The sequence below is a fragment of the Thiorhodovibrio winogradskyi genome (assembly GCF_036208045.1).
Classification (GTDB): Bacteria; Pseudomonadota; Gammaproteobacteria; order Chromatiales; family Chromatiaceae; genus Thiorhodovibrio; species Thiorhodovibrio winogradskyi.
Window position 1 is genome coordinate 5,223,552 of sequence record NZ_CP121472.1, and the last position, 22,641, is coordinate 5,246,192.

The 22,641-nt window shown below is 62.0% G+C and carries 20 protein-coding genes; 4 read left to right on the forward strand and 16 right to left on the reverse strand.

The features are described from left to right. Positions 1-10 precede the first annotated feature (10 nt). From Thiowin_RS23920 to Thiowin_RS23930, 3 genes are all read right to left on the reverse strand, one after another. Positions 11-1,141 (reverse strand): FAD:protein FMN transferase, encoded by a 1,131-nt coding sequence (locus Thiowin_RS23920; RefSeq protein ID WP_328985483.1) that lies wholly within the window; start codon positions 1,139-1,141, stop codon positions 11-13. After that, entirely contained in the window at positions 1,131-2,084 is a 954-nt protein-coding gene (gene gshB, locus Thiowin_RS23925) for a glutathione synthase (protein WP_328985484.1), read from the reverse strand. Before gshB ends, Thiowin_RS23920 begins: the two co-directional genes overlap by 11 nt. Before the next feature lie 172 nt (positions 2,085-2,256). Beyond that, complete coding sequence (locus tag Thiowin_RS23930; RefSeq protein ID WP_328985485.1) at positions 2,257-3,852, reverse strand: RsmB/NOP family class I SAM-dependent RNA methyltransferase; 1,596 nt, start codon at positions 3,850-3,852, stop codon at positions 2,257-2,259. A gap of 178 nt (positions 3,853-4,030) precedes the next feature. On the opposite strand from Thiowin_RS23930, the gene argE reads away from it, so the two are divergent. From argE to fusA, 3 genes are all read left to right on the forward strand, one after another. Continuing rightward, on the forward strand, positions 4,031-5,281 hold the full coding sequence (gene argE / locus Thiowin_RS23935) for an acetylornithine deacetylase (RefSeq protein WP_328985486.1): 1,251 nt from the start codon (positions 4,031-4,033) through the stop codon (positions 5,279-5,281). A 50-nt stretch (positions 5,282-5,331) separates the two neighbouring features. After that, on the forward strand, positions 5,332-7,170 hold the full coding sequence (locus tag Thiowin_RS23940; protein ID WP_328985487.1) for a sensor domain-containing diguanylate cyclase: 1,839 nt from the start codon (positions 5,332-5,334) through the stop codon (positions 7,168-7,170). Positions 7,171-7,330: 160 nt separating this feature from the next. After that, positions 7,331-9,376 carry an elongation factor G gene (gene fusA, locus Thiowin_RS23945; RefSeq protein WP_328985488.1) on the forward strand — a complete coding sequence of 682 codons (2,046 nt, stop codon included), beginning with the start codon at positions 7,331-7,333 and terminating at the stop codon, positions 9,374-9,376. A gap of 138 nt (positions 9,377-9,514) precedes the next feature. Here the strand turns inward: fusA and Thiowin_RS23950 are convergent, their stop codons facing one another. The 9 genes from Thiowin_RS23950 to Thiowin_RS23990 form a co-directional block, all read right to left on the reverse strand. Further along, positions 9,515-10,777 carry a flagellar hook-length control protein FliK gene (locus tag Thiowin_RS23950; protein WP_328985489.1) on the reverse strand — a complete coding sequence of 421 codons (1,263 nt, stop codon included), beginning with the start codon at positions 10,775-10,777 and terminating at the stop codon, positions 9,515-9,517. Between the two features lie 115 nt (positions 10,778-10,892). Next, entirely contained in the window at positions 10,893-11,333 is a 441-nt protein-coding gene (locus tag Thiowin_RS23955; RefSeq protein WP_328985490.1) for a flagellar export protein FliJ, read from the reverse strand. Positions 11,334-11,337: 4 nt separating this feature from the next. After that, entirely contained in the window at positions 11,338-12,732 is a 1,395-nt protein-coding gene (locus Thiowin_RS23960; protein WP_328985491.1) for a FliI/YscN family ATPase, read from the reverse strand. Further along, complete coding sequence (locus tag Thiowin_RS23965; protein ID WP_328985492.1) at positions 12,729-13,505, reverse strand: FliH/SctL family protein; 777 nt, start codon at positions 13,503-13,505, stop codon at positions 12,729-12,731. Before Thiowin_RS23965 ends, Thiowin_RS23960 begins: the two co-directional genes overlap by 4 nt. Then, positions 13,502-14,509, reverse strand: coding sequence for a flagellar motor switch protein FliG (fliG, locus tag Thiowin_RS23970; RefSeq protein WP_328985493.1), 1,008 nt, complete (start codon positions 14,507-14,509; stop codon positions 13,502-13,504). The genes Thiowin_RS23965 and fliG overlap by 4 nt, the downstream gene beginning before the upstream one ends. Next, positions 14,499-16,157, reverse strand: a complete 1,659-nt coding sequence (fliF, locus tag Thiowin_RS23975; RefSeq protein WP_328985494.1) for a flagellar basal-body MS-ring/collar protein FliF — start codon at positions 16,155-16,157, stop codon at positions 14,499-14,501. Before fliF ends, fliG begins: the two co-directional genes overlap by 11 nt. Positions 16,158-16,187: 30 nt before the next feature. After that, positions 16,188-16,547: a flagellar hook-basal body complex protein FliE gene (fliE, locus tag Thiowin_RS23980; RefSeq protein ID WP_328985495.1), complete on the reverse strand. Its 360-nt coding sequence runs from the start codon at positions 16,545-16,547 to the stop codon at positions 16,188-16,190. 125 nt (positions 16,548-16,672) lie between these two features. Next, a complete protein-coding gene (locus Thiowin_RS23985; protein ID WP_328985496.1) occupies positions 16,673-16,840 on the reverse strand; it encodes a helix-turn-helix domain-containing protein in 168 nt (55 codons plus the stop codon). A 142-nt stretch (positions 16,841-16,982) separates the two neighbouring features. Beyond that, positions 16,983-18,416, reverse strand: coding sequence for a sigma-54 interaction domain-containing protein (locus Thiowin_RS23990; RefSeq protein ID WP_328985497.1), 1,434 nt, complete (start codon positions 18,414-18,416; stop codon positions 16,983-16,985). A gap of 120 nt (positions 18,417-18,536) precedes the next feature. Between Thiowin_RS23990 and Thiowin_RS23995 the strand changes: the two genes are divergently transcribed. Then, entirely contained in the window at positions 18,537-19,088 is a 552-nt protein-coding gene (locus Thiowin_RS23995) for a late competence development ComFB family protein (RefSeq protein ID WP_328985498.1), read from the forward strand. Between the two features lie 44 nt (positions 19,089-19,132). Here the strand turns inward: Thiowin_RS23995 and ruvB are convergent, their stop codons facing one another. The 4 genes from ruvB to Thiowin_RS24015 all read right to left on the reverse strand — a co-directional run bounded on the left by ruvB (position 19,133) and on the right by Thiowin_RS24015 (position 22,288). After that, positions 19,133-20,263: a Holliday junction branch migration DNA helicase RuvB gene (gene ruvB, locus Thiowin_RS24000; RefSeq protein WP_328985499.1), complete on the reverse strand. Its 1,131-nt coding sequence runs from the start codon at positions 20,261-20,263 to the stop codon at positions 19,133-19,135. Between the two features lie 68 nt (positions 20,264-20,331). Then, on the reverse strand, positions 20,332-20,967 hold the full coding sequence (ruvA, locus tag Thiowin_RS24005) for a Holliday junction branch migration protein RuvA (RefSeq protein WP_328985500.1): 636 nt from the start codon (positions 20,965-20,967) through the stop codon (positions 20,332-20,334). Positions 20,968-20,977: 10 nt separating this feature from the next. Then, a complete protein-coding gene (gene ruvC / locus Thiowin_RS24010) occupies positions 20,978-21,514 on the reverse strand; it encodes a crossover junction endodeoxyribonuclease RuvC (protein WP_328985501.1) in 537 nt (178 codons plus the stop codon). A gap of 24 nt (positions 21,515-21,538) precedes the next feature. Continuing rightward, complete coding sequence (locus Thiowin_RS24015; protein ID WP_328985502.1) at positions 21,539-22,288, reverse strand: YebC/PmpR family DNA-binding transcriptional regulator; 750 nt, start codon at positions 22,286-22,288, stop codon at positions 21,539-21,541. Positions 22,289-22,641: the final 353 nt, after the last annotated feature.

Consider the following 22,641-nt stretch of genomic DNA (forward strand, 5'->3'; position numbering starts at 1 on the left):
TAGTTCGGCGCTAGTCGATGTCGGCGTCCTGCCAGGCCGGACTCAGGCTCACCTGGGCGTTGCGGTCGATCACTTGCAGCAGGCGGGCCATGGCTGGGCTTAGATGAACTTGTCCGGTCTCGTCGATCAGCAAGGCAGCGGTGATACCCATTTGCTGCCCGATTTGGCCCCATTGCTCGGGGCCGGCAACAAAAAGCGCGGCAGCTGCCGCGGCGGCGGGCACGGCATCTCCTGGGTGCACCACGGTGACCATTTGCGTGCCCTGAGCCGGGTAGCCGGTGCGCGGGTCTATGGCTCTGGCGAAGTGCTCGCCATGATGAACACAGGGCTTTTGAAAGCGACCCACGGTGATGACGCTGGTGTCGCCGCGCAGGTTAAGGGTACCCAGGACAGCGCCACCGCTACCGCGCAAGACAGGCACGCGCCAGGGTTGCCCGGCACGATCCCCGAGCAGGCGCAGATCGTTGTCGATGCGAATCATGGCGCCGCGCATACCCCGAGCGCGCATATTGGTAATCGCGAGATCAGCCGCGTAGGCGCGGGTGACGGCACCCAAGTCGAGCTTGACCGCGGGGTTGTCACTCAGCAGCTCAATTCCGTTCAGGCTGAGATCGCTCAGGCGGGGCTGGGCCTCAAGGATGCGCGCGATGGCCTCGGGGTCAGGCGGGGGCTCGCAGCGACCAGTGACGGGATCGGGTTGCCATAGCTGCGTCAGCAGTCCGATGGCGGGGTTGAACAGATGGTCGCTGCGCGCTGCCAGCGCTTGGCTCTGTCGCAAGAGCGGTAGCAGGGACGGCGGCGCGGCAAAGGGTTCGGTGGTGGCCAGGAGTTCATTGGTTCTTTGCATCGGGCCGGGCTGATCGAGGCCCAGGGCGTATTCAATCAATGCAAAGTCAGTCGCGGTCTGCTGGGCGATCTCGCCGGCCAGTTTCTCGGATACGCCCAGAAGCTGCATGTCGACCCGAGTGCCAAAGGCGTCGAACTGGCTGACGTGAACCGGTGTTTCCCCCTGGCTGCAGCCATGCAGTAACAGGGCAGCCAGGGCCAGAATGAATAGCTTCGGGACGGCGACCAGCCGCATAACCGGGCCGCGCGCGCAAAGGCGGTGTCCGCGCTGTGGGGGTGAGCGATCAGCGTGCATCCAGCCTCCAGCCAATGGCATCGATGAGATCACCGGCGATATCGGTGTTGCGTTCGCGATCAATTTCACGAATACAGGTGGGGCTGGTGATGTTGATCTCGGTTAAAAAGTTGCCGATCACATCCAACCCGGCGAATAGAATGCCGCGCTCACGCAACACAGGACCGACCCGGGCGGCGATTCGGCGCTCGGCATCGTCCAAGGGGCGCACCTGCCCCAGGGCACCGGCGGCCAGGTTGCCACGCGAGTCGGCGCCCGTGGGGATGCGCGCGAGCAAATGCGGTACCGGCTCGCCCTCAATCATCAGCACCCGCTTGTCGCCATCGACGATGTCTGGGATAAAACGCTGCGCCATGCAGAAGCGCCGGCCATGATCGGTCAGGGTTTCGATAATGACGCCGAGGTTGGGGTCATCCTGGCGCACCCGGAAAATGGACCGCCCACCCATGCCATCGAGTGGCTTGAGGATGGTGTCTTGATGCTCGGCGACAAAGGCGCGCAGGTCGGCGCCATCGCGCGCGACCAGGTGCGCCGGGGCCAGCTCGGGGAAATCGGTCGCGAAGATTTTCTCGTTCGCGTCGCGCAGGGCGCGCGGATCATTCACCACCAGGCAGCCCTGCTGCTGGGCGCGCTCGAGCAGATAGGTGGCGGTGATGTATTCCATGTCGAAGGGCGGATCCTTGCGCATCAGCACTACATTGAAGGCATCAAGGGGTGCCAGCTTGGCCTCACCCAACTCAAACCAGCCGCTTGGGTCATCACGCACCCGCAGCGGGCGGCTGCGCCCATAGACGCGCTGATCGCGCAGGAAGAGATCGTTCAGCTCCAGGTAGCCGAGCTCCCAGCCGCGCGCCTGGGCGGCGAGCAACATGGCAAAGCTGCTGTCTTTCTTGATATTGATGGACGCGATGGGGTCCATCACCATGGCCAGGCGCGGTTTCATGGCACGAGTGTAACCGAGCCGCCGAGCGCTGTCAGGTCAGGCATGCCTTACGAGCGGCAAGTTATCCGGTCGTCGTCCAGCATGGATCCAGGTGCCTGACTTTTTTCGTGTGAAAATGTAACAAAATGTGCAGGATAATTTTGATTTCAAATCCATTTTATCCACGCTTAGGTTATATAATTGTTTGACTAATGCTTCGCCAATCATTTACTCCATGGCCGCTATCTCGGCCCACGGATGAGGAAGGCGCCACTCCGCCTCCCCCAACACAACCGCTCCAACGACTGGGGAACAAACTCTCCAGGGTGCCGGAGCGGGTCAACAGGGCCACGCCCAGGCTGTGTCCGAGATAGCGAACGATGACTTGGCCAGGACGACAGTCCGTGCATTGCGCCAACCGGGGTGTGAAACTTTGCCGGCTTAAGTAAGCATTACGTTGGTCGCGATCAAGCGCGATAACCTGCCGGCTTGCCTGACCTCCTAACAACAAGGCCCCGGCGGTGGTGAGCTTGGGCGGGCGGATGTTGGTGCGGAGAAAAAACAGCCCCCGCCCCTCGGCCGCTGGACGCGCCGGAGGAGCATGATCCGCCGCCAGCAGATGCAACCCCCGCCGGGTCTGACGCTGCGTCCGCAGACCACGCCAAATATCCTCAGGCCAGCCATAATGATCAACCAAAGCCGGCAGCAAGCAATGATCCTCGGCCGGGTTTTGCAACACCGATCGAACCCAAGACCTGGACTCGGGTTCCTGATCAGACTGAGACCGAGCCTCAAGATTGGGCGCAGGCGCGTCCGCCGCTTTCTCCAGCACCGCGACAAAAAAGCCACCTGTGTCGGTACGCTGTGGCCACAGCCGCAGACAGCGCGCCAAAGACGCATCAAATTGCTTGCCGGCCCAGATCGTCACCCCCGCGCTGCTGGCCAGACCATCGACTGCCACCGGCAGCAATGCCAGCCGCCCCGATTGCTCCTCCAGCACCTGAGAAACGATAGCTTCATTCTCCTCGGGTGCGAAAGTGCAAGTGGAATAGACCACACGCCCGCCCGGACGGCAAAGTTGCACCGCCTTGCGCAAGAGCGCGAGCTGGCGACCCTGAAGGCGTTGATTGCTTGCGATGGCATCAGGATCGAGCCGTCCGGCCAGACTGCGATTGCGCCTGAGCGTGCCCTCGCTTGAACAGGGCGCATCCACCAGCACCCGGTCAAAGCCACCGGCGGCGGCCGGAATATTGCCCCCATCGCCCCAGGTGGTGCTGACATTCACCAGACCCAGGCGATCCAGATTACCCTGCAGCGCCGCGATGCGCTCGCGCGCGAAATCATTGGCCAATACAGTCCCGCGATTACCCAAGGCCAGCGCCATCTGCGCCGTTTTGCCGCCCGGTGCCGCGCACAGATCCAGCACCCGCTGCCCCGGTTGCAGATCCATCAGCATTGCCGGCAACTGCGAGGCCTCTTCCTGCGCGTGCGCCAGGCCCGCGCAATACCACCAGCGCCGCCCGGCTTTGTAATCAGCGGGTAAACGCAAGGCACTTGGATTCCAGGATACCGGGGCGAGCATAGGCGGATCGGCGTCATCTTCTGCCAGAATCAAGTCCGCCAACCGCGCCACACCCACACGCACTGGGTGCGCCCAAATACAACCCGGCAGCGGTCGCAGCAGCGCGGCAACAAAGGCCTCCCACTCGCCCGGCACATCGGCCAGCAACGGCTGGTAGCGCACCATGCACCGGCGCAAGAGCGCGGCTTGATCAGGCAGGTTCGACATCTGAGATGATGGCATCAAAACTTTGGCTACTTATAGTGTACAAGAGTGGGGAAATTGGGATGGCCTAAGGAGCAATCAGTGGGCGGATCATCGGCGAGGGGGATTTCCCGTCCGCCGATGTTTTTGTGGCGCCGGGGTATAGAATAGCCAACATGATTGATCAGGCCAGGAACCCCCAATGACGGCTGCTTCATCCCAGGTGCTCACCCCAGGCGCGCCACCCTTGCGACAGATGCTAAGCGAATTGATCGCAACCCCCTCGGTCAGCAGCGTCAATCCCGCGCTCAATCAGAGTAACCGCCCCCTGCTTGACCACCTGGCCGGCTGGCTTGAGGACAGCGGCTTTGATGTCGAGATTTTGACTTTAGCCGGCCAACCCGGCAAGGCTAATCTCATCGCCACCCTCGGCCAGGACAGGGACCAGCTAAAGGGCACCGGGCTGGTGCTGGCCGGTCATAGCGACACCGTCCCCTACGACGAGCACCTGTGGCGGCATGACCCCTTCACCCTGACCGAAGCCGAGGGGCGACTCTACGGCCTTGGCATCTGCGATATGAAAGCCTTTCTCGCCCTCGCCGTCGAAGCCGCGCAGGGCCTGAAGGCCGAACAACTCAAGGCACCACTGGTCATACTCGCCACCGCCGATGAAGAATCCGCCATGCACGGCGCCCGCGCCTTGCTCAACAGTCTGAGCCCAGATGGGAGCCCAGATGGGATCACACATGGAAGCAAAAACGGGCGACGCCTTGGCGCGCATGCACTGATCGGCGAACCAACCAACCTGCGACCCGTGCGCGCCCACAAGGGCGTCATGGGCGAGTCCATCCGACTGCGTGGCCAAAGCGGTCACGCCAGCGATCCTGCCCTGGGGCGCAACGCGCTCGACGGCATGCATGACGTCATAAGCGCCATTCTGCGCTGGCGCGATGGGCTGAAAACACGTTACCACGATAAACTCTTTTCCATCCCCTACCCGACGGTGAATCTGGGCCATATTCGCGGTGGCGACAATCCGAATCGCATTTGCGGCGAGTGCGAACTGCAACTCGACCTGCGTCCCCTGCCCGGCCTGGAGCCAGACAGCCTGCGTGCTGAACTCCAAGAACTAATCGCACCCATCGCCGCATCACGCGGACTGACCTGGCAACTGGACGCCCTCTTTGAAAGCATTCCACCTGGCGCCACCCCCGCCAACGCGCCCATTGTGCGCGCAACCGAAGAACTGACCGGCCTGCCGGCTGAGGCGGTGAATTTTGGCACCGAACTGCCTTTCTTCAACCTACTCGGCATGAACACGGTCGTACTCGGCCCCGGCGACATTGCCCAGGCCCACCAGCCAAATGAATTTCTGTCCCTCGCACGCATCGCGCCGACCCAGTCCCTGCTGCGGGCTCTGATCGAGCAATTTTGCCTTACCCATACCCCGTGATATTTACACAGATAAGTTTCATATAGCTTGGCGATCATAGGCTAATGACCATGGCGAACCCGGAAGATCTTTCCTGGAAAGATAAATATCTGCAAACTCTCGACAGCCTTGAGCAAGAGCAGAAAACCCGTGAGCAAAGCGAGCAGACCTTGCGCCAAGCCCTGTCGCGACTCAGCCTGGCAGTTGATACCAAGGACAGACAACTGAATGCCGAGCTTGAAAGTCTGCGCAAAACTGTTCGGGGCGCTGGCAGTCTCCATCAAATCAAGCAATTAATGGAGGAGATCTCGGCATCCATCCTGCGCCTTGATCAGCGGCAGGGCAGCGTGCGCGGCATTGAAGACGCTTTAAACGGATTTGAGCGCAGCCTGGAGCAGATTCTTGTGCCCGAAGGACTACGCAAGAACACCAAGGAGCTGAAAAAACGTCTGCAGGCCGCCAGCAAGAATGCTGACCTGCGCGAGGCACTGGCTGCTTACCAGAGCTACACCGCAGAAATCCTCGAGTGGCTCGGCAACCAATCCAGCGAAGAAAAAACCAGCCTGTTCGGGCGGCTGCTGGGCCGCCGGGGCGATACACCCGGCACTCCGGAGCAAGAGGCTCCAGAGCCAGGGGCCAAACCAGACACTGGATCCGACGCTCAAGCAGGCCCTGACTCAATGGGTGCAGCCAAAGCCTTGGACACGCCCCTGGATGAAATAAAGTATACCCTACCACCGGCCACGGCACGCCAGGCCAGCGACGCCGACCGCCCCGAGCAGGATCAGGCGGCTATAGACCCACCAAGCGGTCAAAACGCCCCCCTCGACCCAGCAGCTAGAGACCTGCCGCCCTTTAACCAGGTTCTCTTCGACCTGGTGAGCCGCCTTGACCTGCCCGTGGAACTGAGTCCTCAAGCCCAACGCATCAGTCAGCAACTGCACCAGCCACCCACGGTAGAACTCGCCGGTACCGCAGTTGGCGACATCGCCGACTTGGTTGCCAAAGCGCGCCTGCGGGTCGAACAAGAAAAAAAGGATATCGAACAATTCCTGTCCCAGCTCACCGACCGATTGCAGGAAATCGACCGCCACCTTAGCGAATCCTTCGGCCAGCGTGAACGCGCCAGCGTCGAGGGGAGCGCCATTGACGCCAACATGTCGGCAGAGGTCGAACAAATCCACCGATCAGTGGCCGAGGCCAACGACTTCAGCGGCCTGAAATCATCCATTAAAGCGCACTTGGAAAACATTCAAACGCAAATGGAAGCGCGCAAGAAACTAGAACAAGCCCAGCTCAAGCTTGCCCAGGCCGAGGCAGCGCACCTCAGGGAATCCCTGGCCAAGGTGGAAAGAGAAAGCCAAGAGCTGCGCAAGAACCTGCAACAAGCGCGCAAGCGCGCGCTGCACGATACCCTGACTGGCCTGCACAATCGCCTCGCCTACGATGAGCGGATTGAGCAGGAACTGGAACGCTGGACCCGTTACGCCCACCCGGCCGTGTTGAGCATCTGGGATATCGATTACTTCAAGCGCATCAACGATAATTTTGGCCACAACGTAGGCGACAACGCCCTCAAAGCCGTAGCCAAGCTTCTGCAGGAATCCACCCGAAAAAGCGACTTTCTGGCCCGCTTTGGCGGCGAGGAGTTCATGATGCTGTTGCCAGAGACCGACATTGAAACCGCGCTGGACCTGGCCAACCGGGTGCGCGAGCAGGTCGCGGCCAAACGTTTTCAATACCGGGGCCAACCGGTGCCCTTGAGTATCTCCTGTGGTCTGGCCGCCTTTATCGAAAAAGACACCGCGGAAGAGGTCTATCGCCGTGCTGATATTGCGCTTTATCGCGCCAAATCCAGCGGACGCAATTGTTGCGTGTTCTTTGAACCCAGCATGTTGAGCGCAGACTAACCTTTGGCGCCGCGATGCCTGCCGGCCGACCGTGCAGAGGTTCGGTCTCAGTGCGATATACTCTGGCCATCGCGAGATTGGCCCAATACTTGGTCAACGCAGGCTTACATCCAAGCTTTTTTATCCAAGGTCTTTTTCATCCAACAGGAAAGGTTCGCCCATGTCTGATTACAACGCGGAGGACGTCCGCAACATCGCCTTCGTCGGCCACGCCGGTAGCGGCAAAACCAGCCTGGTCGAGGCACTGCTGGTCGCGACCCAAAGCATCCCGGAAGCCGGCCGCATCGCCAAAGGCACCACCGTCTGCGACCACGACCCCATGGAGCGCGAGCTGCAGCATTCACTTGATGTCGCCATCACCGCATGCAACGCCAATGGCAAGCACGTCAACTTGATCGACACTCCCGGCTTTCCGGATTTTCTCGGCCGCGGCCTGTCGGCCCTGTCCGCCGTGGAGACCGCCGCCATTGTGATCAATGCCGACAGCGGCATCGAGCCCGTGACCCAGCGCATGTGGAAAGGCGCCGACCGGCGCAACCTGTGCCGCATGATCGTGATTAACAAAATCGATGCCCCCGGCGTTGATCTGGCCGCCGTCACCGCTCAGGTGCGCGAGACCTTTGGCGCCGAGTGTCTGCCCATTAATCTTCCGGCCGAGGGCGGCAAGCGGGTGGTGGATTGCTTCTTCAAGCCCGTGGGCGAAGAAACAGCCTTCTCCTCGGTCGAGGAAGCCCACAGCCAGATCATCGACCAAGTGGTGGAAGTGGACGAAGAGCTGATGGAGCTCTACCTGGAGCAGGGTCAGGATCTCAAGCCGGAACAACTGCATGATCCCTTTGAAGAAGCCCTGCGCGAAGCACACCTCATCCCGATCTGCTACTGCTCGGCCGAGACCGGGGCTGGCATCGCGGAGTTGGTCACCATCCTTGAGCGCCTGATGCCAAACCCGGCCGAGGGCAATCCGCCCCCCTTCATGAAGGGCGAAGGCGCCGAGCTCAAACCGGTGCACGTCAGCCCGGACCCAAGCCAGCATGCCATCGCCCATGTCTTCAAGGTGGTGAATGACCCCTTCCGGGGCAAGCTCGGCATTTTTCGGATTCATCAGGGGCGCATTGTGACCAACAGCCAGTTGTTCATTGGCGACGCGCGCAAACCCTTCAAGGTCAACCATCTGTTCCGCCTACATGGCAACGAGCTGATTGAGGTCGATGAGGGCGTGCCGGGTGACATCCTGGCGGTGGCCCGGGTCGATGACATCCACTTCGATGCCGTGCTGCACGACTCCCATGATGAAGACCACTTTCATCTTGACAGCATTGAATGCCCGGTTCCTCTATTTGGCCTGGCCATTTCCCCCACCAAGCGCGGTGACGAGCAAAAGCTGACAGATGCCCTGCACAAGCTCGAAGACGAGGATCCTTGCTTCCACGTCGAGCACAATGCAGCCGCCAACGAGACCGTCATGCGTGGTTTGGGCGAGCTGCACCTCAAGGTGCTGATACGTCGGCTGTCCGAGCAGTTCCATGTCGAGGTTGAAACCCGGCCGCCAAAAATCCCCTATCGCGAGACCATCACCAGCAATGCCGAGGGGCATCATCGTCACAAAAAGCAGACGGGAGGCGCCGGGCAGTTTGGCGAAGTCTATTTGCGCGTGGAGCCCCTGGAGCAGGGCGGAGGCTTTGACTTTATCGATGCCACCGTTGGTGGCAGCATACCCGGGCAATTCATTCCCTCGATTGAAAAGGGCGTGCGCCAGGTGCTTGAAGAGGGCGCCGTGGCCGGTTACCCGATGCAGGATATTCGGGTGACCGTCTATGACGGCAAATTCCACCCGGTGGACTCCAAGGACATTGCATTTGTCACCGCCGGGCGCAAGGCCTTTATCGAGGCGGTCGAAAAAGCCAAGCCAGTGGTCCTAGAGCCCGTGGTGAAAATTCGCATTGTTGCCCAGGACAGCGCCATGGGCGATCTTGCCGGCGACCTGTCCTCACGGCGCGGGCGTATCAATGGCAGCGAGACCAAGACCCTGGGCCGCGTGGCCATTGACGGCGAGGTGCCGCTGGCGGAGCTAGATGGCTATGAATCGCGCTTGAAGTCTCTGACTGGCGGCGAGGGGACCTACGGCATTGAACTCAGCCACTATGCGGCGGTGCCGGCTAATGTGCAGAAGCAACTGAGCGAGGTCTTTCAGCGCGCCGAGGATTGATGGGAGCTTAGCCCCAGAGCCCCGAGGGTCGAATGAATTCGCCCCTCGGGGTCTAAGTGCCGATAGGTCTTTTGACACCCCCCACAATGCCTGTCCGACCCCGCCTTGCCGGATCTGGTTTATATCGGGTTGGAGGGATCAGACAAAGAGATCCAGCTTGCGCGCGAGTGCCGACAGGGTGCTGACGGCGACCGGACCTTCGGCTGCCAACAGCGAATCTTGATCGCTGCTGTCCTCGCCTCCCTCACCATTACCCGCGGCACTCCCCTCTCCTCCTGGCTTGTCGCGTCTTTGCGGTGGCTGATCGGAAACGGACGCATCGCCGAGTGACAGGCCATCCTGCGCCAGTGCCTCGCGCAATCTTGGCATGGCGGCATCCAAGAGTTCACGCACCGCAGGATTTGCTGAGACGAAATGCACATGCGTTCTATCGGCTTCCATGGTCACCCGCACCTCCATGGCGCCGAGGCTTGGCGGACTGAGCTTGATCTCGGCCATACCATCGCGTGCCCTAGCGATGAGCGACAGACGCTCCGCCAATTGTCGGGCGCCGTCGGGCGTAAGCAAGCGGGTGAGATCGAAGGCCTTGGTACCTTCCGCCGTGGTGGCCCCCTGCTCGGCGACGGCACCGGCAGCGACACCGGCACCGGCAGCGACACCGACACCGGCAACAACACCGGCATCGGCGGCAGCAATACTGCGATTATTCGTGGCCAGCGAGGCTTTGAGAAAGGCCAGCAGATCCGAGACCGAGACATCGCCACCGGCTTGGCCTATGCGGCCCGAAAGACTCTCGGTCTCCCCAAGATCCCCTCCAGATTGCCCGACCCAATGCTGCTGCAGCAGCACCGCCAGCGCTGCCTGGACTTCAGGGCTTTGGACTGAGTCGGATTCATCCTGAAGTAAAACCCCAAGGGAGAGCTCCGCGCCCTGCGCCTCGCTATCCCCTTTCCGCGGCTCCGAGGAGCCGAGCCGTGGCACGGCATCGCCGCTCAATTGCCCCTGCTGCAACACCGCCAACGCTGCCTGGACTTCAGGGCTTAGGACTGAATCGAATTCATCCTGAAGTAAAGCCCCAAGGGAGAGCTCCACACCCTGCGCCTCGCTATCTGCTTTCCGCAGCTCCGGGGAACCGAGCCGTGGCACGGCATCGCCGCCAGCGGAACCCAATTGCCCATTAAGCAACGCCTGTAGTTTGGCGAGCATGGCTTCAATGTCCATGCCAACGAGCGATTTGGGATCGACCCCTAGCTCAACCAAAAGCCCGCCAAGATGCTCTTCAAGGGCTTCGGTAAATTCGCCGTTCACACCAAGTTCGCCGGGAGCCAGGGCTCCCTTGGCTCCAAACAGCCCCGAGGCGCCCGAGCGAACTTCCACCGCTGCGTTCTGGGTTCCCATCATGATGTCATGCCTCTTCTCTCTGGCCTCTGTCGTCGGCTGTCTCTTGATGCACCATCTTCTGATCACGACCGGTGCGGCAGCATTTTGGCAATTTCCGCACCAGGCGCTCGCGCAGCTAATCGCTGTCGGCGCTGTGCACCCGCTCGAAGGCCCGGCGCGTGGCCCAGGCGTCCTGCTCCGCTTGCAGGCGTCGGTTTTCCGTCACCTGCTCGACCTGGCGCCGGCGTTCAATCAGCTTTTCCAGCGACAGGCTGTCGCGGTGCTTTTCCATCCATTGGCCGCGTGCCTGCTCGGCGCGGGCTTGGGCGGCGGCAACGCGCACCTCCTGCTGCTCAATCGCGGCGCGCAGCTGTCCGCGCATCTCGGCAAATTGCTTCATGGCGAGAACATTCTCGGGCACGCCGGTATTGAGATAGGACGCCAGCAATTCATTTAACTGACCACGCTGGAGCTCGGCTCGGCGCTGGTCCTCGAGCCTTGCGGCTAGCGCGACAGCGGCCTGGTTTTCAATCATCTCGCGCACCTTTAGCAAGCGCTGAAAGCGTTTGACACTCATGAGATCAGGCGGCGGCTTTGTGCGCCGTCAGACCGAACAACCCGAACAACTGCTCCCGCGCTTCATCAAAATTGACTTTGTCGAGGCGATTTTGCCGCACATAGTCCTCCAACCGCGCACGCATGGCGACGGCCTCGTCAAGGACAGGATCGGCACCCTGGCGATACGCCCCGACAGCGATCAGATCTCGGTTCATCTCGTAGGTCGAGGTCAGATTGCGATAATGATGCGCGGCCTGGCGATGCTGGTCGTTGATCAGTGCGTCCATGACGCGCGAGACCGAAGCCCCGACATCAATGGCTGGATAACGCCCGGTCTCGGCGATGGCGCGCGAGAGCACAACATGGCCATCGAGAATGGCACGCGCGGCATCGACGATGGGATCGTTTTGATCGTCGCCTTCGGCCAGCACCGTATAGAAGGCGGTGATGGAGCCGCCACCCTTGTCGCCATTGCCAGCACGTTCCACCAGTTGCGGCAGGCGCGCGAACACAGACGCTGAGTAGCCCTTGGTCGCCGGTGGCTCGCCGATGGCCATGGCGATTTCGCGCGCGCCCTGAGCAAAGCGGGTGAGGGAATCCACCAGCAGCAGCACATTGAGCCCCTGGTCGCGAAAATGCTCGGCAATGGCGGTGGCTACCCAGGCACCGTGCTGACGCAGCAGGGGCGGTTGGTCCGCTGGGACAGCGACCACCACTGTGCGCTTGCGCGATTCGACATCGAGAATGTCATGAATAAATTCATTCACCTCGCGGCCACGTTCGCCTATGAGTCCAACCACGATCACATCGGCCTCGGTATGACGGGTCATCATGCCAAGCAGCACGCTCTTGCCGACGCCGCTGCCAGCGAACAGACCCAGGCGCTGACCGCGGCCAACGGACAACAGGCCATTGATGGCGCGGATGCCAACATCAAGCGGCGTGCGCACCGGATCGCGCTTGAGCGGATTGATCGGCCTGCCCTCAATGGGTATCTGTTCGGAGGCGCGAATGCGCCCCATGTCATCCAGCGGCCTGCCATTGGCGTCGATGACGCGCCCGAGCAGTTCGGGGCCGACGCCAATCAGTCGTGCTTGTTCCAGTGGCTCAATGCGCGCACCGGGCGCGACACCTTCGAGCCGGCCCTCGGGCATCAAAAAGGTCTTTTCACCATGAAAGCCGACCACCTCGGCCGGCAGCCGCTGGCCGCTGGCGGTGTGAATGGCCGCGCGTCCGCCCACCGGCAGGCGCACCCCCTCGGCTTCGAGCGTCATCCCAACCATGCGCGACAGCCGTCCCTCCGGCAGCGGGTTGGGCACCCGGGCGACGCGTTGCTGGGACTCGCGCAATCGCTCGCGCAGGCCCTTGACCAGGTCTCCGCTGCGCTGCTGTCGCAGCTGCTGGATACTGTCCGTCATGACGAAAGTCCTTCGCTGGAGGGTTGAGAAGGAGGCGTCTGCGCGAGTGGATCATCCGGCTCGGCTTCTTCCTCTTGCGCAGGCGGACGAATCAGCTCACCCCAGATTGCATCGACAGCTTGCGCGATGCGTGTCTCGACACTGGCATCAATGCGACTTGGGCCACTTTCGACCAGGCAGCCGCCACGGGTGACCTCGGCATCGGCCAACCAGCGGATGTTCTCGCCCTGATCCTCGGCATAGGCCTCGACCACCGCGAGATCCTCAGGGTTCACCCGCACCCGCACCTGAGCCTTGCGCGCAGGCAATTGGGCCAGCGCCTGATGCAGCACGCCCTGGACGAGTTCGCCGCGGCTGTCGAGTTCGGCCATGATCACGCGTTGGGCAAGGGTGGTGACCAGTGTCAAGAGTTCAGGTTCAATCTCATCGGCCGCGGAAGACAGCGGGTCGGCCAGTTCGCGCGCGATGCTCTCGAGCGCCGCCACCTTGGCCTTCAGCTCGCGAGCGGCACGTGCCTGGGTTTCCTGTTCGGCTTCGCGCTGACCGCGTTCACTGCCCTCGCGCATGCCTTGATCGAAACCGGCGGCATAACCGGCCTCGCGCGCGGCTTCCTCAATCGCGGCAACCTCGGCGGCCGTGGGCAGATGATGCTCAAATTCCGGCTCTTGGGGCGGCGCCTCGCCGAAGAAGGGCGGCTGCCAAGTCTCGACATCAAAGCCGTCTGCCTCCTCGGCCCACATGACTTCATCGACAATGGCGGCCTGAGCCGTCACAGCATGGCCTCCCCACCCTTACCGCCAAGTGCGATCTCGCCTGACTCGGACAGGCGCCGCGCGGCGGCAAGGATTTCTTTCTGCGCCGCCTCGACATCGCTCAAACGCACCGGTCCCTTGGCTTCCAGGTCCTCGCGCAACATCTCGCCGGCACGCTTGGACATGTTCTTGAGGATCTTGTCCCTGAGCTCCTCGTCCGCGCCCTTGAGTGCGATCACCAGCGTCTCAGTGTTGATTTCCCGCAGCAACGTCTGGATGCCACGGTCATCGACGTCGATCAGGTTGGCAAAGACGAACATCAGTTCCTGAATACGCTCGGCCAAATCCTCGTCGACCTGGGAGACGCCTTCCATGACCACGGCCTCCTTGGAGCCGTCCATGAAGTTAAGGATATTCGCCGCGGCCTGTTCGCCTCCGACCATCGAGGACTGAGCGCTGCTCTTGCCGGCGAGCTGAGTTTCAAGGATTTCATCCAACTCCTGCAGTGCTTGAGGCTGCACGCCGTCAAGCGTGGCAATCCGTAAAATGATGTCCGACTGCATGCGTTCGGGCAGGAACAGCAGCGTCTCGGCGGCCTGATCTGGGTCGAGATGGGACATAACAATGGCGACGATCTGCGGGTGCTCGTTGCGGATGATATCGGCAATGGAGCGTGCATCTAGCCATTTGAGCGCCTCGATGCCCTTGGAATTGCGCCCCAGCAGGATGCGGTCGATGATGCCGCCAGCCTTGTCCCCTAGTGCATTGGTCAGCACCGAGCGCACATATTCGTCCGACCCGATGCCAAGCGAGGTCTGGTCCTGCACGGCCTCGGAAAACTGCTGAATCACATAGTCCACCTGACCGCGCGAGACGCGCTCGAGCGAGGCCATGGCGGTGCCCACTTTTTGCACCTCCTTCGGCCCCATGTGTTTCATCACCGAGGAGGCTGCTTGCTCACCAAGACTCATGAGAAAAACGGCCGCTTGCTCGGGTCCCGTGAGTTTGGAAGGATCAGCTGCCATCGTTTACACCTAGCCAGGTTTTCATGACTTGTGCCACCCGTTTCGGATCTTCCTCAACCATTTGTCGCACGGCTTCCAGATCGAGTTGCTGCTGATCGGGCCCTTTGGGACCGGTAAGCGCGGCAATGGCGGAACCCTGATGCTGCCCCAGGGAGACATGATCCTCACCCTCGTCCTCTCCATCGCCGTCCTCATCCTGGGCGACCAGATCGGTCCCCGCTGGCGCACCGAGTAACTGTTTGACCCCCGGTCGCACCACGGTCAGCAACACCAGAATGGCTAGCAAAACACCAGCACCGAGCTTGGCCAGATCGACAAACCAGGGCTGGGTCCAAAATTGCGCCGGCTCCATCTCCTGCTCGGTGGTGAAGGCGGCGGAGACCACATTAATGGTGTCGCCGCGCGCATCGCTAAAGCCAACCGCCTCGCGCACCAGGGCGCGAATGTTTTCGAGTTCCTCGGCCGGACGCGGAATGCGGGTAACTTCGCCTTCCTCGTTGGTTTGTTCGATAAAGTCGACCACCACGGCGGTCGACAGGCGCTTGATGGCGCCAGGCATTTCGCGCACATGGGCGATGGTGCGGTCGATCTCGTAATTGCGCGTGCTGTCAAGACTGCGACTCTTGGGTATTTCCGCCTGACCCCCGGCCGCTTCACCCTCGCCCAGCTGGCCGCCTTCGGGCGGCTGATTGGTCAGGGCGCCAGGCACGCCCATGGGGCCGAGATCGCTGCCGATGCGTTCTTGTTCGCTGATTTGCTCGGAGCGTAGCGCGGTCCGCTCGGGGTCGAACAGCTCTTCAGTGCGCTCGACGCGGGAGAAGTCCAGATCGGCGGCAACCCGCACCCGCATGCCCTCGGGACCGAGAATGGGCAACAGCAAGGAGCGTACACGATCCACATAGCTATCTTCCAGCCTCCGGGTATAGTCTAGCTGATCGGCATTGGCGTAGAGACCCATTTCGTCATCGTTGTTGGTCAGCAAGCGGCCGGTCTGATCAACCACAGTGACCGCGTCCGGCTCCAGAGCCGGCACGCTGGAGGACACCAGATGCACAATGGCAGCCACTTGGGCGTCGTTGAGCTTGCGCCCAGTACGCAGATGAACCACAACCGATGCGGTGGGCGGCTTGCGTTCGCGGATGAAAACCGAACGCTCCGGCTGTGCCAGATGCACCCGCGCCAGATCGACCGGATCAAGCGCGGCGATGGAGCGGCCCAACTCGCCTTCGAGCGCGCGCTGGTGGCGGGCGGATTCCATCAGCCGACTGGCGCCAAAGCCTGCGTCTTCCTGCAGCAGTTCGAAGCCAATATCGGCGGATTTGGGTAGCCCCTGGCCCGCCAGCAGCAAACGGGTTTCGGCTACGCGCTGTTCGGGGATTTCAATCTGGCCGACCTGACCGAGACGGTTGCTGACCTTGTAGGGCACGCCCATCTGGCCAAGCGCCTCCATCACCTGAGCGGCCTCGGCATTATCCATGCGCCCTCCAAACAGCGGCACATAGCTAGGGCGCAGTGCCCAAAAAAGTACGCCAGCGACGACCACCAGGCCACCCGCTACAAGCCCAAGCAGCGCAAGCTGCCGGCCCGCGGGTAGGGCGGTAAAGTTGTTAAATCCGGTTGCAAGGCGTTCTGTCAGAGCCGCGGCCATCGCTTTTCTCTCCGTTTCCTCAGTCAGTCATCAGACCGACATGCGCATCACTTCCTGATAGGCCGTTAACAGTCGGTTACGGACCTGGTTGGTGGCTTCGAACGCCAGGCTGGATTTGCTCATGGCCACCATCACCTGGGGCAGGCTGACATTGGCGTCGCCGAGCTCGAAACTCGTCTGGACCTCTTTCGCTTCCCGCTGCAGGCCATTAACGGCGCGCAGAGAGTCCGTCAGGGTCTCGGCAAAATTCAGCTCTCCATTCGGCTCTCCGAGGCGCTGCTGGCTTTGAGTCGGCTGAAGGGAGCCGGCGGATTCAATCCCCTCGAGCTTGCTTGACTGCGCCAGCGCGCGCATCTGCTGCAGAACACTTTGAATTTGCATATCGCTCATGACCCACCTCCAGCGTGCTGAGCACCTGTCCCGAGCCTGGCGCTGACTCCCCGCGCGGCGGACGGCACCCGATCTAATGACTCAAGGCAAGCAACGATAATGCCATCTTCCTAACAGGCCCGGTCTCAAGGAGCCGAAATCTGAATGCTCCCACCAAGCCGAAGCGCCAACTTGAATGCGAGCCTCCGCGGGCTGATCCCAAGCCGAGTGGCAGTCTGCTTGCGATGACCGCCGGCGGGCGCAAGAGCGTCAAGAATGACGCGAATGTCCTGCTGCTGAAGCGAGGAACCCAAATGAAGTGACGGATTTTCGACAGTGCCAGGGAAAGCTGCTCGCCCGGCAGACCCTCGGCCAGCGCGCTTCGCGGGCAGCGGTTGGAGGTGGCCATTAGCTCGCGGGCGCGGGGTTCGAGATGCGTGTTGTCAGGACAACCCCTCAGTCGCCTGTTGCCTCGGCGGCGTCCTCGCGCTCCAGGCCGAACTTGCGCATGCGCTCCACCAGTGTGGTGCGTCGCATGCCCAGACGCCGTGCCGCGCGCGCCACCACATAGCCATGCTCCTCAAGCGCGGACAGAATCATGCCGCGTTCAAGCGCGTTGAGGTATTCGCGCAACTCCAGCCCCTTGGGCAGGGAGCTTGGCATCGCGGCAGGTGACCCGGTCGCGGCCTCGCTTGGCTTTGGGACAGCAGCGGCCGCCGGCAGGATCGATGCCATCACAGTCTCGGGTCGCACCCGGGGTGGGAGTTGCGCCAGATCGACCAGCTCCGCCGGATACATGATGGAGAGCTGCTCGAGCAGATTGCCCAGTTCGCGAATGTTGCCCGGCCACTCGAGGGTACTCAGATGCGCGAGCACGGCGGGCGTGAGCAGCGCGGGTTCGGCGCCCTGTTCCTTGAGGCGTTCGTTCAGCGCCTTAATCAGAAGGGGAATATCGCTGCGCCGCTCGCGCAGCGGCGGTATGTCGATCGGGAAGACGTTGAGCCGAAAGAACAAATCCTCGCGAAAATGCCCCTCGGCCACCGCCTGATCGAGATTGCGGTGCGTCGCGGAAATCACCCGCGCGTTGGTCTGCAGGGACTTGTTCGAGCCGACCCGCTCGAAGGTGCGTTCCTGCAACACCCGCAGCAGCTTGACTTGCATCGGCAAGGGCATGTCGCCAATCTCGTCGAGAAAAATCACCCCGTCCTCGGCCAGCTCGAAGCGGCCGGTGCGCGCGGTGAAGGCGCCGGTAAAGGCGCCTTTTTCATGCCCGAACAGCTCACTCTCAAGCAAATCAGGCGGGATGGCACCGCAGTTGACCGCCACGAAGGGTTTACCAGAACGCGCCGATGCGCGATGCACCGCGCGCGCGACCACCTCCTTGCCGGAGCCGGTCTCGCCCAGAATGAGCACAGTGGCATCGGTGCGGGCCACCTGAGCGATCAGCCGTCGCACCTGCCGCATGGAGGGATGCTGGCCGCGCAAATCCTGGCCGTCCTCGCGGGTCTCACCCTGCCGACCTTGTATCCATTGCAGCAGGCCGATGACCTGCCCTGGCACCAGCGGGCTGGCCACCAGGGCAACGCGCGGGTCGGCGAAAGACGAATCGGCCGGCGGCTGGCAGATAATGGGCAGCGCATCGCCATTGGCGGGGTTGTTGCCTGCCAACAGCATCTGCACCGCCGCGCGCAGTGACTCATCGGCAGCGCAGATCCAAAGCGCCGCGACCTGCTTGTCGGCAAGTTCGCCCAGCGCGCGCGGACATTGCGTCAGCAACAGCGGCTCGACCCCAAGAAAGGCGAGCACATGGGCAGTCGCGCGCACAGGGTCCCCGTCGCCACACAGGGCGATGCGCGCTTTGGGACCAGTCGTCGTCATGGCATCAGGCATGCGGCGGACAGGGCCTCCTTCGGAAGGTCAATGGCAGAAAGTCCATGGGCAAGCATGGCAAGCGTGGCGCGGCCGGGGCGCGGCATCAGCCCAGAAATCCATACGTCCGTGGATGGATGCATGGACGCGATTGCAAAATATGCGATACCAGCTCACAACTATAGACCGAAAGCGAATGAATTTTCGACTATTATGCGACCACCAAATTATGCAGCCACCGATTATGCGGTTACAGGCGAGATGTCGCTCGACCTCGCTGTGCCGCCACAGTCTCGCCTGATGGTGGCAGTCTCGATTGACCTGTCACGCGCCGAGCAGACGAAACATTTTGATCGGAGTAACATCATGCGTCCAAGCAAACACAACAAACCCGAACACTCATATCAAGAGCATCCCATGCTGTCCAGTATTACCAACTATTACGAACAACTGGTGCTCGACGAGATTTTCCGCACCTCCAGCGACGCCTTCACGGAGCCGCCCGATCAGGATTTGATTGCCGACATCATGTGCCTGGCGCTCAATCGGTTACCCGCCCGTTATGTTCGCCACAGCATTGACTTCTCGGCACATCTGAGCAGCGGCGACGGTCGCATGATGCGCCAGCAGGTCACCGAGGCCGTTGCCCAGGCCATCGCAACCATCAAGCGTCGCCAAAGCGGCGAGCGCTGAGAGAGATGATCGTCTTGTGGGCACTGGTTCCCCGCAAAGCTCGCTCAAAGAGGTTGATCCGTCTTGTTCTCGCTGTCGGCTTGCGGCCCAATCGCCGGCTGCTTCGCAAACAGATCGCCATGGGTTTGAGCACGCGACAGGCCAGATGCCGCCCCAGCCATTGCCCCTGCGACCTGTGCTCCCGATAATCCAAGATGCTGATAAGCCAGCAGGGTCGCGACCCGGCCCTTGGGTGTGCGCATCAGGTAGCCCTGCTGGATGAGATAGGGCTCAAGCACATCCTCGATGGTGCCGCGCTCCTCGCCAATGGCGGCGGCAAGGCTTTCAACACCAACCGGCCCCCCGGCAAATTTCTCAATCACGGCGCTCAGCAGTCGCCTGTCCATGTGGTCGAAGCCTTGCTGGTCGACCTGCAGCATGCCAAGCGCCCGATCCGCGACCGCGCGATTGATGCGGCCATCGGCCTTCATCTGGGCGTAGTCCCGCACCCGGCGCAGCAGTCGGTTGGCGATGCGTGGGGTGCCGCGCGCGCGGCGGGCAATCTCGCCCAGACCCTCGGCATCGCTTTCCACCGCCAGAATGCCGGCGGAGCGGCGCAGGATCACGGCCAAATCCGCGGCTGAGTAGTATTCGAGCCGCTGCACGATGCCGAAGCGATCACGCAGCGGCGAGGTCAAGAGGCCGGCGCGGGTGGTGGCGCCGACCAGGGTAAAGGCCGGCAGATCGAGCTTGATGGAGCGCGCCGCCGGGCCGTCGCCGATCATAATGTCGAGCTGAAAGTCCTCCATTGCCGGATAGAGGACTTCTTCCACCACCGGACTCAGGCGGTGAATTTCGTCGACGAATAGTAAATCCCCCGCATCAAGGTTGGTCAGGAGCGCGGCCAGATCGCCGGGCTTCTCCAGCACCGGACCCGAGGTCTGGCGCAAATTCACGCCCATCTCCTGGGCCAGAATATGCGCGAGTGTGGTCTTGCCAAGCCCCGGTGGGCCAAAGATCAGGGTATGGTCGAGCGCTTCGTCGCGCGCGCGCGCGGCGCCGATAAAAATCTCCATCTGCTCGCGCACCCGTGGCTGGCCGATGTAGTCCGCCAGGCTGCGCGGGCGCATGGCGCGATCAAGCGCCCGATCCTCTGAACTCGCGGCGGGGGTGATCAGGCGGTCGGTGTCGGACATAGTGGGCAGCTCGCGCGGAGTCAGGAATCAGGCCGGAGGCTTAAGCATCAAGCTGCGATGCACGGCCATTAGCCCCGGTTTAGCGACTTGAGCGCAAGCCGGATAATCTCTTCGGTTGTATCCGCCTGCTCGCTTGCCGCGCGCGCCATGCGGTTGGCATCGGCCGGGCGATAGCCCAGGGCCTCGAGCGCATGCACGGCCTCGCCGAGCGGACTCGGCGCGGGTGCGAGCGAGCGCGTCTGACCGCTCGCCACGCCCTGGCCCGATCCGACATCCGAACCGGCTCCAGCCGCCGGCAGACCGGCGGCGAGCCGATCTTTCATCTCGATCACCAGGCGTTGGGCGGTCTTCTTGCCCACGCCCGGCACCCGGCACAGCGCGGCGAGATCCTCGTACTGGACACATTCGGCAAAACGCCCGGCATCCATGGCCGAGAGGATCGCCAAGGCCATTTTCGCGCCCACGCCGGTGACTTTTAGCAGTTGACGAAAAAGGGCGCGCTCGCCCTCGCCATTGAAGGCGTAAAGCACATGCGCGTCCTCGCGCACGATGAGATGAGTCAGCAAGGTGACCCGAGCGCCAAGTTCGGGCAGGTCGTAGAACACCGACATGGGCGCTTCCAGCTCATAGCCGATGCCCTGCACGTCCACTAACAACCGCGGTGGCTGCTTGGCAATCAATGTGCCCTGAATACGTCCTATCATGGCGTTTTGGTCATGGTCTAAAGTCCCGCCAGGAGGCCGCCGCGCGCTTGCGTGCCGGTATCCCCATGGAATGCGCGTGGCAGAGCGCGATCGCCAGGGCATCGGCCTCGTCCTCGCCGGGCAGCTCTGGGAGCGACAGCAGCACCCGCACCATGTGCCGCACCTGCGATTTGTCCGCCGCGCCAGTACCGACCACCGCAAGCTTGACGGACTTGGCGCTGTATTCGTGAACATCCAACCCGCCCTTCAGGCCAGCGCAGAGAATAGCCCCGCGCGCCTGGCCGAGCTTGAGCGCGGCGCTGGGGTCACGCGCGAAAATGAGCTGTTCCACGGCCAGTTCGTGGGGTCGATGTTCAGCCACCAGGGCGGCAATGCGGTCAAAAATCAGCTCCAGCCGCTTTGGCCAGCCAAACTGACCGACCCGAATGCAGCCACTGGTGACACAGCGACTGTGGCGTCCGTCGCTGTCAATGACGCCAAAACCTGTATTGCGCGAGCCAGGGTCGACGCCCAAAATCCGCTGGCGGAGGACCGCTGGATTGGTCATGACGCCCTGGGGCCCGTCAGCGGCTCAGGCATCCAGTTCCGCCATGATGTCATCGCTGATGTCGGCGTTGTGGTAGACATCCTGCACATCGTCGAGATCATCGAGCGCATCGATCAGCTTCAGCAGCTTCTCGGCCGTATCGCGGTCAAGTTCGACATTGGTCGCGGCGTTAAAGCCAAGCTCGGATACACTGGTGTCGAAGCCCGCCGCGGACAGCGCATCACAGACGCTGACATAGGTCTCCGGCAAGGTGATCACGTCAAGCGAGCCATCCTCGTTGACCACCACGTCCTCGGCTCCGGCCTCGAGCCCGGCCTCGATGACGGCATCCTCGTCAGTCCCGGGCTGAAAGCTGATCACGCCCTGCTTGGTAAAGAGGTAGGCCACGGAGCCATCGGTGCCCAGATTGCCGCCATGTTTGCTGAAGGCGTGACGCACCTCCGAGGCGGTTCGATTGCGGTTATCCGTCATGCAATCAACCATGACGGCCACGCCACCTGGACCATAGCCCTCGTAGCGGATTTCTTCGTAGTTGTCGCCTTCGCCAGCGCCCGCGCCACGCTTGATGGCCCGATCGACGGTATCCTTGGGCATGTTCGCGCCCAGAGCCTTGTCGATGGCGAGGCGCAGACGCGGATTGGAGCCGGCATCGCCGCCTCCCTCGCGGGCCGCGACCGTGACCTCGCGAATCAGCTTGGTCCAGATTTTGCCGCGCTTTTTGTCTTGCGCGGCTTTGCGATGCTTAATGTTTGCCCATTTACTATGGCCTGCCATGCGCTATCCTCGATAGTCCCCGGTCGTTCCAACACCTGGCGCGCGCGGCAATCAAAACGGATTGCAGACGCGCATCGGGCGCCCTGTTGGGACGGCAGTTTAGCATCGCCCCGACTGCAAAGGGGCATCGCAAGCCTCGCCCGCTGTCGGCACACCCCGTTAAGACTTTGGTGAAGACTTTGACCCAAGCCGGCCAATGCCGGAGAATCAGGACAAAACAGGATGGATTGGAGCAGCATGCATGAGCGGGCTGAGACACAATCTCCCTGCAACAAGAGTTTCCTATCCTTAACAGGTAGCCAGCCCATGAACACAGGACCCATGAGCACTGGATTCATGAGCACCGGATTCAT

What these genes read in the sequence shown, in the direction of transcription:
- Thiowin_RS23920 (WP_328985483.1), bottom strand. Translation starts at nt 1,141, where the DNA reads ATGCACGCTGATCGCTCACCCCCACAGCGCGGACACCGCCTTTGCGCG.
- gshB (WP_328985484.1), bottom strand. Translation starts at nt 2,084, where the DNA reads ATGAAACCGCGCCTGGCCATGGTGATGGACCCCATCGCGTCCATCAAT.
- Thiowin_RS23930 (WP_328985485.1), bottom strand. Translation starts at nt 3,852, where the DNA reads ATGTCGAACCTGCCTGATCAAGCCGCGCTCTTGCGCCGGTGCATGGTG.
- argE (WP_328985486.1), top strand. Translation starts at nt 4,031, where the DNA reads ATGACGGCTGCTTCATCCCAGGTGCTCACCCCAGGCGCGCCACCCTTG.
- Thiowin_RS23940 (WP_328985487.1), top strand. Translation starts at nt 5,332, where the DNA reads ATGGCGAACCCGGAAGATCTTTCCTGGAAAGATAAATATCTGCAAACT.
- fusA (WP_328985488.1), top strand. Translation starts at nt 7,331, where the DNA reads ATGTCTGATTACAACGCGGAGGACGTCCGCAACATCGCCTTCGTCGGC.
- Thiowin_RS23950 (WP_328985489.1), bottom strand. Translation starts at nt 10,777, where the DNA reads ATGATGGGAACCCAGAACGCAGCGGTGGAAGTTCGCTCGGGCGCCTCG.
- Thiowin_RS23955 (WP_328985490.1), bottom strand. Translation starts at nt 11,333, where the DNA reads ATGAGTGTCAAACGCTTTCAGCGCTTGCTAAAGGTGCGCGAGATGATT.
- Thiowin_RS23960 (WP_328985491.1), bottom strand. Translation starts at nt 12,732, where the DNA reads ATGACGGACAGTATCCAGCAGCTGCGACAGCAGCGCAGCGGAGACCTG.
- fliG (WP_328985493.1), bottom strand. Translation starts at nt 14,509, where the DNA reads ATGGCAGCTGATCCTTCCAAACTCACGGGACCCGAGCAAGCGGCCGTT.
- fliF (WP_328985494.1), bottom strand. Translation starts at nt 16,157, where the DNA reads ATGGCCGCGGCTCTGACAGAACGCCTTGCAACCGGATTTAACAACTTT.
- fliE (WP_328985495.1), bottom strand. Translation starts at nt 16,547, where the DNA reads ATGAGCGATATGCAAATTCAAAGTGTTCTGCAGCAGATGCGCGCGCTG.
- Thiowin_RS23990 (WP_328985497.1), bottom strand. Translation starts at nt 18,416, where the DNA reads ATGCCTGATGCCATGACGACGACTGGTCCCAAAGCGCGCATCGCCCTG.
- Thiowin_RS23995 (WP_328985498.1), top strand. Translation starts at nt 18,537, where the DNA reads ATGGACGCGATTGCAAAATATGCGATACCAGCTCACAACTATAGACCG.
- ruvB (WP_328985499.1), bottom strand. Translation starts at nt 20,263, where the DNA reads ATGTCCGACACCGACCGCCTGATCACCCCCGCCGCGAGTTCAGAGGAT.
- ruvA (WP_328985500.1), bottom strand. Translation starts at nt 20,967, where the DNA reads ATGATAGGACGTATTCAGGGCACATTGATTGCCAAGCAGCCACCGCGG.
- ruvC (WP_328985501.1), bottom strand. Translation starts at nt 21,514, where the DNA reads ATGACCAATCCAGCGGTCCTCCGCCAGCGGATTTTGGGCGTCGACCCT.
- Thiowin_RS24015 (WP_328985502.1), bottom strand. Translation starts at nt 22,288, where the DNA reads ATGGCAGGCCATAGTAAATGGGCAAACATTAAGCATCGCAAAGCCGCG.